The 10,485-nt window shown below is 70.9% G+C and carries 10 protein-coding genes and 1 pseudogene; 1 reads left to right on the forward strand and 10 read right to left on the reverse strand.

Going from position 1 to position 10,485, the window contains the following annotated elements; all coding sequences use genetic code 11:
• Positions 1-464: 464 nt before the first annotated feature.
• The 9 genes and pseudogenes from RH94_RS21170 to RH94_RS21210 form a co-directional block, all read right to left on the reverse strand.
• Positions 465-1,472, reverse strand: coding sequence for an IS110 family RNA-guided transposase (locus RH94_RS21170; RefSeq protein WP_073947624.1), 1,008 nt, complete (start codon positions 1,470-1,472; stop codon positions 465-467).
• A 758-nt stretch (positions 1,473-2,230) separates the two neighbouring features.
• Positions 2,231-2,518 carry an SCO5918 family protein gene (locus RH94_RS21175; protein ID WP_073949093.1) on the reverse strand — a complete coding sequence of 96 codons (288 nt, stop codon included), beginning with the start codon at positions 2,516-2,518 and terminating at the stop codon, positions 2,231-2,233.
• A 77-nt stretch (positions 2,519-2,595) separates the two neighbouring features.
• Positions 2,596-3,003 carry a CBS domain-containing protein gene (locus tag RH94_RS21180; RefSeq protein WP_079189125.1) on the reverse strand — a complete coding sequence of 136 codons (408 nt, stop codon included), beginning with the start codon at positions 3,001-3,003 and terminating at the stop codon, positions 2,596-2,598.
• 79 nt (positions 3,004-3,082) lie between these two features.
• On the reverse strand, positions 3,083-4,597 hold the full coding sequence (locus RH94_RS21185; protein ID WP_073949094.1) for a DEAD/DEAH box helicase: 1,515 nt from the start codon (positions 4,595-4,597) through the stop codon (positions 3,083-3,085).
• A gap of 241 nt (positions 4,598-4,838) precedes the next feature.
• Complete coding sequence (locus RH94_RS21190; protein WP_020943091.1) at positions 4,839-5,045, reverse strand: cold-shock protein; 207 nt, start codon at positions 5,043-5,045, stop codon at positions 4,839-4,841.
• A 491-nt stretch (positions 5,046-5,536) separates the two neighbouring features.
• A pseudogene (locus tag RH94_RS21195) lies at positions 5,537-5,956 on the reverse strand (DUF5994 family protein).
• 99 nt (positions 5,957-6,055) lie between these two features.
• Positions 6,056-6,445, reverse strand: coding sequence for an STAS domain-containing protein (locus RH94_RS21200; RefSeq protein WP_234425926.1), 390 nt, complete (start codon positions 6,443-6,445; stop codon positions 6,056-6,058).
• 71 nt (positions 6,446-6,516) lie between these two features.
• Positions 6,517-6,951 carry a DUF5994 family protein gene (locus RH94_RS21205; RefSeq protein WP_073949124.1) on the reverse strand — a complete coding sequence of 145 codons (435 nt, stop codon included), beginning with the start codon at positions 6,949-6,951 and terminating at the stop codon, positions 6,517-6,519.
• A 206-nt stretch (positions 6,952-7,157) separates the two neighbouring features.
• Positions 7,158-7,406: a hypothetical protein gene (locus tag RH94_RS21210; protein ID WP_199881019.1), complete on the reverse strand. Its 249-nt coding sequence runs from the start codon at positions 7,404-7,406 to the stop codon at positions 7,158-7,160.
• A 662-nt stretch (positions 7,407-8,068) separates the two neighbouring features.
• Here RH94_RS21210 and RH94_RS21215 point away from each other — a divergent pair.
• Positions 8,069-8,752 (forward strand): hypothetical protein, encoded by a 684-nt coding sequence (locus tag RH94_RS21215; protein ID WP_143204051.1) that lies wholly within the window; start codon positions 8,069-8,071, stop codon positions 8,750-8,752.
• Between the two features lie 30 nt (positions 8,753-8,782).
• On the opposite strand, the gene RH94_RS21220 is transcribed toward RH94_RS21215, so the two are convergent.
• On the reverse strand, positions 8,783-10,485 hold a 1,703-nt coding region (locus RH94_RS21220), incomplete at its 5' end, for a SpoIIE family protein phosphatase (protein WP_073949097.1).

Below are 10,485 nucleotides of genomic sequence, written 5' to 3' on the forward strand. Positions count from 1 at the left end.
GTTTCCGCACCCATGAGGGCTGGGCCTGTCAAGGGGCGTGGACGGTCCCCGCCTGCGGCTTTCCGGTGGGATGCCGGGGCGTTTCTCTCGTGAGTCTTCCTCGCGGTCTTCGTTCGGGGACCGCCGCGTGGGAGGGGTCCAGTTGGAGCGCCCGGAGCCCCGTGAGGAACGAGCGGGGCGAGGACGAACGAGCTGGAGGCCGACGAGTGGCGGTCGACCATGGATGCCGAGGAAGCGTCACGGATGTTCACCGCTGCGGTCGTTGACATCCCCGGTGCCGGCTGGTCGACGGAGTGGTCTCACAAGCACCCATTCGGCGCCTGACCGTGCGGTCGGCGCCATGACCGTGGTACGGGGATCCGGGCTGCTCAATCAGGTCATCGAGCGCGGCCGTGGGGCCGTCTCATGCGGAAACGCGAGCGCACCCGGGGTCTGTGGCCGCCGGCGGCGGTTGTCTGCTGGGGTCATCGGACCTCCTGCCGGTCCGGCCGGGCCGGGACGGCCTGCAGCAGGTGATAGGCCCGCGTGAGCAGGCGACGGGCGATCGCGATGGTGGCGATCTTCTTGCCGCGGCGATGGGCGAGGCGCTGGTAGGCGACGGCGAACTCCGGCGACCGCTTCGCGGTCTGCGCGGCCTCGCACAGGATCCACCGCAGCCAGTCGGAGCCCTGCTTGGAGATGTGCCCGTGCCGCACGGTCAGGTCCGAGGCGCGGACGGTGGGGGTCAGGCCGGCCCAGGCGGCCAGCTTACGGGCGGAGGGGAAGCGGCTGACGTCGCCGACCTCGGCCACGATCATCAGGGCGGTGAGCGTGCCCACCCCGGGCAGCCGGGTGAGCGCGGCCACCCTCGGATCGCCCCGTGCCTGCGCGAGCAGCTGCCGGTCGAGGGCGTCGATCGGTTCTTTGAGGGCGTCCATCAGGGCCAGGAGGTCGTCGACCACGCGGCGTGAGGCGTCCGGCAGGTCGAGGCCGTCGAGCCAGACGCGGCCCGGTGCGGTGAAGTAGCCGCCGGGGCGGTCGCAGCCGTGATCCGCCAGGACGGCGTGGATGCGGTTGCGCAGCAGGGTGCGCAGACGCACCAACTGGCAGCGGTGGCGCAGCAGGGCCCGCTGCTGGCGCACCTGAAGCGGGGCGATCCACGCCTCCGGCAGCAGGTCGGCGCGCAGCAGCTGGGCGAGGGTCGCCGCGTCCACCTTGTCGTTCTTCAGGCGTGCGGAGGCGATGGCCTTGCAGCGCAGCGGATGGACCAGGTGGGGCTCGAAGCCGTAGTCCTCCAACAACTGGACCAGCCAGCCCCAGCCGTAGGCGGCCTCGAAGGCCACCGGGGCACCGATCGGAAGATCCCCGATCACGGAGAGCACCGGCTTGACCCCGTTGAGCACGTTCCGGTTCATCCGCACCGCACCGTCATGATCGACGACCGCGATCTGCGACCGCTTGCGGTGCATGTCGATACCGACGTAGACAGACATTGAGGGCCTCCTTCCTGAGCTCGCACATACCCGGACGATAGGAACCGCCGGGCTGAGCAGGGAAGGGGGCCCGGCCCTCATAGGATCAGGTCAGGTCCTTGTGATTCAGGTACGTCGACGCTGTTGGTGAGACGCTCGTGATAGCAGGTGAGAGGTGAGGAACCCCCGTCGGCCAGCCCGGCGGGGGTTTCTGCGTTCGGGGGTGGGCCTGATGCGCGGTGTTCGACGCGGTCTTGCTGTGCTCCGGCTCTCCGTGCTCGACGGCGTAGGAAGGGCGTACACGGCAGACGAGGGCTGTGGCCTTCACGGGATGCACCCGAGGCGAGGAGTGTGCCCCATGGGTCTTTGCGTGATCGATTGGTCAGGTTCGCGTGTGACGTGACGTCATGTCTCTTGGCCAACCAGCGAACCACTGCAGGCACGGCCTCGATGATCAGTGGGTGGAGAGTTCGTTGATCACCGAGCGAGCCCGTGCTCGCCCCTCTTCCCTCATACCCGCTGTGCGCAGCCGGCCCACGCCGATGCCCCGGCGCCCCTCGCCGACGCCGTCTGTTTGCACCGGTTGTCGCCGGACAGCCCCGCGACGACAACCGGGCCGGCGGGTCGTACCGGCCTCGTGCGGCCTCGCGGCTCATTGGCGAACCGTTGGCCCCTGTGGGACGTGGTTCGCGCGTCCGGCCCGCCACCGGCCGGGTGCCACATCCTTCGGTATGCCAACCCGCGGACGACAATTCACCTGCCGTCGATTTCGGAATCGTTCACCAGCCGAGCGCGTCGTCGTCCGCCCGCGCATCCCAGCTCGGCGCGACCGGGCGCGCGTCGTGGCAGGTGAAGCCGAGCTGGGTCAGCGCCCGGCGCATCTCGGCCACCGTGAAGTCACGGCGGTTCTGCCTGGTGATCACTTCCCCGACCTGCATCACGGGGTAGACCCGGCGGTCGATGGTGACAGACACGCCGGTGACGGGTTCGGGCGGGACGCCGGTCATGGACTGTTCGACCTCGATCTTGGTCAGGTCGAAGGGGTACCGGGCGATGACACAGCGCATGGCTGCCTCCACGAAGTGGGGGAGAATGCCGGGGACGGTGACCGGGTGACGGCGGTCGGGCAGGGTCGGTACGACGGTCAGGGCGTGAGAGCGAGTACGCCCAGGGCGTAGCCGTGTTCGTCGATCACGGGGGACACGTCCAGCGTCCGGACCCGCATGGCGGCCTCCGCCTCACCGAGTATCGATGTGGACGAGGTGAACGGTCCGCGGTCGAGTGGGATGTCCCGCAGCCGCGTCCGGTCGCTGTACCACGAGCCGCCACGGTGTGCGGCGAGCTGGGCCAGGGTGACCAGTCCCGCGCACCGGCCGTCCTCGTCCCGGAGGAGCAGGTGCGGGACGCGCGCACCGATGAGCACGGACAGGGCCACGTCGACCGCCATGTGGTCGTCGACCTGCGGCCCGGGAGCATGCATGGCGTCACGGGCGGTCAGACCGGTGCCGTCGGCGCTGTCGAGATGCTGTGTTCGGGGCGGAAACGTCGTCAAGTGCTTCTCCTCATCGTCGGGGCGGGCAGGACGGGCGACGGCTCGTCCCGACCGCAGGGAGCGCTTCCCCGGGCTTGAGCTATGGGTTGTTTCTCGGTGCAGGCCGACGGCCCCGGGCGGCGGCCCGGCCGCTTCCGCCACGGCCGGCCCCCTGGCCGCTCCTCCCACGGCCGGCGGCCCGGCTCCTGCGATGCCAGCCGACGGATCCCTTGCCCTCGGATCGTCCTTCGACCGGTGCGGCGAGGACGACGGGAACGCCGGAGGGGGTCCGGGCGCCGGTGATGCGCTGAAGCTCGGCCTCGCCCGGGCGGATCCGGGCGGTGCGCGGAGCGATGCCGGCGTCGGCCATCAGACGGTCCACCGTGTGTCGCTGGTGCGGCAGCACGAGGGTGACGACGGTGCCGGACTCGCCGGCGCGTGCGGTACGGCCGCCGCGGTGGAGGTAGTCCTTGTGGTCGCCAGGAGGGTCTACGTTCACGACGAGGTCGAGGCCCGTGACGTGGATTCCGCGGGCGGCGACGTTGGTGGCCACCAGGACCGTGACGTGGCCGTCCTTGAACTGGGCGAGCGTCCGGTTGCGCTGTGACTGGGACTTGCCGCCGTGCAGGGCCGAGGCTCGTACCCCGACGGACAGCAGGTGCTTGGTGAGCCGGTCCACCGCGTGCTTGGTGTCCAGGAACATGAGCGCACGTCCGTCGCGGGCGGCGATCTCGGTCGCGGCGGTGTCCTTGTCGGCGTCGCGCACGTGCAGCAGGTGGTGCTCCATGGTGGTGACGGCTCCCGCGGACGGGTCGACCGAGTGCACCACGGGGTCGTGGAGGTAGCGGCGTACCAGGAGGTCGATGTTGCGGTCCAACGTGGCCGAGAACAGCAACCGCTGGCCGCTCGCGGGAACTTGGTCGAGCAGCGCGGTCACCTGCGGCATGAAACCCATGTCGGCCATCTGGTCGGCTTCGTCCAGTACGGTGACGGCGACCCGGTCCAGTCGGCAGGCCCGCCGCTCGATGAGGTCCTTGAGGCGGCCGGGCGTCGCCACGACGACCTCGGCGCCGTCGCGCAGCGCACTCGCCTGGCGGCCGATCGACATGCCGCCCACCACGGTGGCGAGCCGCAGCCGTAGGGCGCGGGCGTAGGGGGCGAGCGCGTCGGTGACCTGCTGGGCCAGTTCCCGGGTGGGGACGAGGACGAGGGCGAGCGGCTGCCGGGGCTGGGCCCGCTGTCCGTCCAGACGGGCCAGCACCGGCAGGCCGAAGGCGAGTGTCTTGCCCGAGCCCGTGCGACCCCGGCCCAGGACGTGCCGGCCGGCCAGTGCGTTCGGCAGTGTGGCCGCCTGGATCGGAAAGGGCACGGTCACACCCTCGGTGCCGAGCGCGGCCAACAGCCTTGCAGGCATGTCCAGTTCGGTGAACGTCTCGACCGGCGGCAGCGGCTCGGTGAGGGTGACCGGCAGGGCGAACTCCTGTCGGCGCGGGGCGGAGCGTGCGCCCTGGCCAGTCTTTCGTCCGGTACCCGGACGGGGACCCTGGCGGCCCGTCCCCTGCGTACGGAAGCGGCTGCCGGAAGCGGTGCCGGTGTGACGGGGGCTGCGGTTCATGGAAGAACCTTCCTCGATGCGGCGCATCGAGGAATTCCGTCCAGCGGTGATGACCGCACGAGGATTCGCAAGAATGAGCCGAAGAAAAAAGAGCCGGGCCTCGTGACGCTGGAGCGGGGACGGCCGGCGGTCCGGAAAATCCGGAAACGGAAAAATCAATGAGCTGGGGCCCGTACCCCAAGAGCACGGGCCCCAGCCACATGATGCGCGAACCACTGGCTCGCGACGAGTCGCGTCAGCGTCAGGCGGGAACGATATTCTCGGCCTGCGGGCCCTTCTGGCCCTGAGTGACGTCGAAGCTAACCTTCTGGCCTTCCTGAAGCTCGCGGAAGCCACCGTTGCTGATGATGTTCGAGTAGTGGGCGAACACGTCAGCGCCGCCGCCCTCCTGCTCGATGAAGCCGAAGCCCTTTTCCGCGTTGAACCACTTCACGGTGCCAGATGCCATATTGAATCTCCCTTGAGGGGCAGTGCCGGACTCCGCACTTTGCGAAGCCGAGTCGCCGCGATGATCACCCCTCCGGAAAGATCCGGAAAGCTCTGCAAAGAAAAAATCTCTGGTAACCAAGACTGCAACTGCCATCACGGTAACACAGGCCGGATGGAGACGGTCATACGTTTTCGGGAGCGTCCGGTAATTATCCTCCCGCGCCGGGGTGTATTTCTGTAGTGGCGGGACCAGGTATCTGCGCCGTGCTCGTCCAGCTTCCGGCGTATTTCCCGGCTCAGACGCAGGGCGTCGTCGAGCTGGTCCTCAGGGAGAGGCGTTCTCAGCGGGCATAGCACCTTCGTTTCGGGGACGCGGCGAGGGCCCCGGTCGTGCCTGGCACCGGTCTCCGAAGGATCCGGCACCATCTGCGTCGTGCGACAACCCTGACTCCGGCAGGCACGGAGATGTGGGCTCGCCGTGACAGATTTCCCGCCGCCGCTTCGGCGCGCTCAGGACGCGGAGCTGCCCGGTTCCGCTGCCATACCGGCGGCGGACACGAGCGATGCGACGGCCCGTTCGGTTGCCTCCGGTGGCACGACCAGAAGGTCCCTGCGCCCATGTCCGGGCGCCATCGGAACGACGGTGCCCGACGCGTGCGCCGTGGTGGTCCCGCGCACCCGGACGACATGGTCGCGGACGAGCATGCGGGCCGGTGCTCCGGTCCACACCGTGCCGTTCACCCGGACACCGAGGATTCGGCCTCAGCCCCGGGGCAGGCCGGAGAGGAACTGCGGGAGTTCGGCCGGGAGATCGGAGGTGCGCGGCCACCACGCCCCGTCGACACGGCCCGGCAGGGCGCTCTCGGGCGCCAGGTACAGGCGGAGGAGGGGCGGGGCCGGCGGTGGAGGCCGTAGGCGGTCGCTCGTCATGAAGGCGTCCTGTCGAGTGGTCCGGCGCGGTACGTCGTCCTCTGCCGGGACGGAGTTCCTCGGCGGCAGGGAACGCGTCGGCTCGGCTCGCTGGTGCGGTCACGCGGGTCGTCGGGGCGGATCCGCTGTGCCGGGGTCGGCCGTTCGTCCCTCCCAGGCGTCCTGCGCGCTGGCGTATGCGGGGAAGCGGTCGAGGAGACCGGTGCGGCGGAAGACCAGGTCCGTCGTGTGGTTGCCGTAGACGATGCGCAGCCAGCCGCTCCGGGCGCGGCAGTCGTACCAGGCATCGCACAGTGGCGTCAGGATGCTGCAGTCGGTGAAGGTTGCCTCGCTCAGGTCCACGATGAGGAGGAGCCGTCCGGGCCGGGCCGCGCGGGCTTCGGCCAGGGCGCGGGCCAGGGGCGCCACGGTATGCCTGTCCAGTTCGCCGTGTGCGCGGACGATGCGGCATTCCTCGAAGAGTGCGGGCGCTCCACCTTGCGTGGTCAACGGCTCGCGCAGGGATCGGGGGCAAGGCGGGATGGCAGTGCCGGCCGTGGGCGCCCCAGGGCCGGCGTGCCTCATTCCGCCTTCCCTGTAGTGCCCTCGAGGCGATCGGTCTCGGCGAGGGCCAGCATGCGCGCGGCGGTCAGCGGGTTCTCGGGGTCGGCCGCGGCGGCCAGCAGCCGGGCGGCTGTTCCGGCCGGCTCATCCGGCGGGACGACCAGGAGCACCCAGCGTCCCACGGAGCCGCAGTCCAGGGAGATGACGTGCGTCTCGCCTCCGGGGCCGGCCGGCTCCACGGCGATCACCCGGCCGGGCGCCATGACGGTGCGTGGGGTGTCGGGCCATTCGGCGGGGTCCACGGTGACCCGTACCGTCGTGTCCGGGTCCGGCTCCAACGAGCCGACGAGCGAGGGAAGTTCGAGCTCCAGCGCATCGCAGCGCGGCCACCAGGCCCCGTCCAGCGGGCCGTGGCTGACGTCCGGGGTGAGGGCCAGGCGAGGCGTGGGCATGCGATACGTGTGCGCGTCGGCCGAGGATGCGCTGTCGGCCGGCGTTCCGCTGGGTTCCATCGTGCGGTCCGTTCCGGGAGTCGCCCGGGCGACTGCCCGATTCGTCATTCGCCGGGAACGGCACCGCCGACCGCGCTGCGCGAAAAGCTCTCGGTACGGTCAGGTTACCTCTGACGAGGAGAAGAGGACGAGGAGAAGAGGGCGGGTCAGTCGTCCGGCTGTGCCTCCTCTTCCTCCTCCAGTTCCTCCATCAGACGGATGCCCTCGTGCGTCAGCGAGACGGTGGCGGGGGTGTGGTGTGATGTCCAGTCCACGCTGATCAGGCCCTCGTCGGTCAGATAGGCGCAGGCGGCGGAGAGGTCCTCGTCGGGCAGGGCCAGCTCGGCGCGCAGCGCCGATCCGTTGAGGTCGCTGCCCGACGCCGGTCGACGGTGCGGGCAGCGGCGCGTCACCACGGCCACCCCCTTTTGAAGGGTTCGCAACTGCTCGTCGGGGAGTGTGTACGGGGTCGGTTTAGCTCGATCGTGTGATGGTCGGCTTCCGGGCTTGTGGTGTGCTGGGCCGGTCGGGGTAGCGTTGCCGTGCGATCTGGGACGCCGGGTGCGGTGCCGGCGAGCGGGGCCCCTGCTCCACCAGCGAGATGGTTCAGGGCCTCCCCGTCGCCTCTGGCCGCTCCCACAGGCCAGGTCGTGAGGCGTGTGCATCAGCAGCCTCCGGCTGCGGGCCGCCCGCCCGGCCCGGACCACGGACAGGATCCGTGTCGCCGCCCGGGATGCGGCAGTATCCGTCAGCGACCTCCGGTCGCGGGGGACGACCAGTGCGCCCAAAACCGTTCGGGGCGTGCCAGTGCTCGGACTCGCTCCCGCTCACTGCCCAGGAACGGTATGCCGGGCAAGGGAGCGTGCGTGCCACGACCGCCCCCTCGCGGAAGACCGGTGCTCTCCCGGAACGGGCTGTCGCAGTTGTCGGCCACCGCCGCGCCACCGTGGCGGGCCCGGCCGGGAGTACGGTAGAGACACCGAGGGCATGCCGCGCACCGGCTCCGACACCGGTGCCGCTCTTGGCGATCGGCGACGCCGGGTCGGCTCTGGCCCGCGCCCGGGGCAGGGTTCGACCCATGAGCGCGCACATGTTCCTCCCGACGACCTCGAACCTCCCCGTGCCCCGGTCGGCACCGGGCAGGTCGCGCACGCGTGTCACGCCGGGCCGGCCGAAGCGGGAGTGGGGATCCTCGCCCCGCGAGGGAGAACGTCTCCGTCCGCTGACGCGCGGCCAGGTCGAGGACCGCCTGCAGGAGCTGGGCGACCTGTACGCGGAGTTCTCCGGCGTTGGCCCATGGGCGTGGAACGAGGCGCGTGCCGCCTTCCTGCGATACCTCGCGGCCGACGCGCGACGACCGGGGTTCTCGTTGCTGATCGCGGAGACCACGGTCCTGACCGGATACGCCTACGGCTTTCCTGTGGGCGGCGCCGGTCCCTGGTGGGCGGGCTTCGACGGACACGTTCGGGGGAGCCTGCTCCGCCGCGTCGCCCCTGGGCGGCTCTTCGTTGTCTCCGGAATCGTCGTCGCGTCCCACGTGCGCCGGGAGTACCAGGACCGCGCCTGGAACCTCGCCCGGCGCCTGCAGCGGCGACTGCTCGCCGACCACGGCGCCGCGCTGGGAGTCACGTTGGTGGAAGCCCGGGACGACGGGATCGTCGAGACGTTGAGGTCCTGGGGGTGGCGCAGTGCCGCAGACGGCACCCTCAGGGCCGTACCGCCCGGTTCATGCCGTGTGCTGGTGCTGACTGCGGGGACATGAGCAGCGCCGTCATCGATCCGGGCGCCCCGGTCAGCGCACGGGCAGGCGCAGGGCGAGGAGGGCGATGTCGTCGGTGCCGCCGGGTGGCATCCGGGCCGACAACTGGTCGCACAGGGTGTCAAGCGTTTCGTGCGCGAGGGCGGGGGCATGGCGGCGCAGCCGGCCGAGCCCGCTGTCCAGGTCGGTGCCCGGAGCCTCGATCAGGCCGTCGGTGTACAGCAGGAGCGTGGACCCCGGCGGCAGGGCGCGAGCGGCACTCGGACGATGACTGCCGACGTCCAGGTGGGTTCCGAGAATCAGTCCCTGCCCGGCTTCGAGGTACTGCGCGTTCCCGTCGGGGGTCAGCAGCAGGGGAGGCGGGTGCCCGGCACTGGTCCAGCGAAGCGTCCAGGGGCCGGTGTCCGGGCCTTCCAACCGGGCGAGGACGAGGGTGGCCATCGGCACGGTCGTGATGGCGTGCATGGCGTCGTCGAGGCGGTCCACGACGGCACCGGTCGACCCGGTGTGGTCCCAGGCGAGGGAGCGCAGGATGCCCTGCAACTGCGCCATGCCGGCCGCGGCGGTCAGATCGTGGCCCACGACGTCGCCGATGACGAGGGCGAGCGTGCCGTCCCTCAGCGTGAACGCGTCGTACCAGTCGCCACCGACCTGCGAGCCGGCCGGAGCGGGCTGGTACCGGGCGGCCAGCTGGATCCGGCCGTGCTCGGGCAGTGGCGGAAGGAGGTTGCGCTGCATGGCCTCGGCGACCTCGCGCCGGCGGCCGAACCGGCGGGCGTTGTCGATGACCGGGCCGACCCGGCGACCGATGTCGCTCGCCACGTCCAGATCGCCGGTGTCGAAGGGCCATGCCGGGTTGGTGCGGACCAGGGTCAGGGCGCCGGTGACCTGCCGTCCGGTGCCCAGTGGCACCGTGATGACCGATGACGCACCGGTCGCTGAGAGGAAGGCGCTGTGAACCGCGGCCAGGGGGGAGTCGGGCAGCGCTTCCATGTCCGCCCGGTCCTGCAGGACGGGACCGCCTCCGTTCAGCACCTGGACCAGGGGCGACGGGGCCGTCTCCCCGGCCGGGGGCGGAAGTTGACCACGCCAGTCCTCCTGCCCGGCGTCACGGCCCTCAGGCCCGGTCACGGCCACCCGGTGCACCTGACGGGAGCCGATCCGGAGGTCCACCGCCGCCCAGTCGGCGAGGCGGGGAACCAGAAGCCGGCTCAACCGGGCGAGGGCCTCGTCCACCTCCAGGGTCTGACCGAGCACCTCGGTGATCTCCGCGACGAGTTTCAACCGCTCGGTGAGACTCTCCAGAGCGGTCGTGCGAGCGGCTCGTTCCGCCTGGTCGGTGCGTTCCCTGTGGGCATGGCCGGCCGGCGCTGTCTCGACGATGAGCACGACCATGCCCTGGAAGACGTCGTCCTGCGTCAGGGGAGTGGCCGACCAGGAGATCGGTACCAGCCGTCCGTCGTCCCGCAGACACCTGTCGTCGTCCCCGCGCGCCGGACCATTCTCGGCGAGTGCCCGCAGCAATGGGCAGCGCTCTCGTGCGATCCGGGCGCCTCCCGGGTCCCGATGGCACAGGTCATGCAGGTCCTGCCCGTACATCGCCGCCGCCGGGCGCCCCAGCAGCCGCTCGGCGGCCGGGTTGACCGCGACGATCCGCCCGGCCGGGTCGATCACCGTCACCGCCGTGCCCAGCTGCTCGACGACCCGATGCCACAGCCCCGGTTCCGCTGGCGGCA

Origin of the sequence: Streptomyces kebangsaanensis, from assembly GCF_001906585.1 — a bacterium.
Classification (GTDB): Bacteria; Actinomycetota; Actinomycetes; order Streptomycetales; family Streptomycetaceae; genus Streptomyces; species Streptomyces kebangsaanensis.

Excerpts from the sequence above, each read along its gene's own strand:
- RH94_RS21170 (WP_073947624.1), bottom strand. The coding sequence starts at position 1,472 with ATGTCTGTCTACGTCGGTATCGACATGCACCGCAAGCGGTCGCAGATC.
- RH94_RS21175 (WP_073949093.1), bottom strand. The coding sequence starts at position 2,518 with ATGCGCTGTGTCATCGCCCGGTACCCCTTCGACCTGACCAAGATCGAG.
- RH94_RS21185 (WP_073949094.1), bottom strand. The coding sequence starts at position 4,597 with ATGAACCGCAGCCCCCGTCACACCGGCACCGCTTCCGGCAGCCGCTTC.
- RH94_RS21190 (WP_020943091.1), bottom strand. The coding sequence starts at position 5,045 with ATGGCATCTGGCACCGTGAAGTGGTTCAACGCGGAAAAGGGCTTCGGC.
- RH94_RS21205 (WP_073949124.1), bottom strand. The coding sequence starts at position 6,951 with ATGCCCACGCCTCGCCTGGCCCTCACCCCGGACGTCAGCCACGGCCCG.
- RH94_RS21215 (WP_143204051.1), top strand. The coding sequence starts at position 8,069 with ATGAGCGCGCACATGTTCCTCCCGACGACCTCGAACCTCCCCGTGCCC.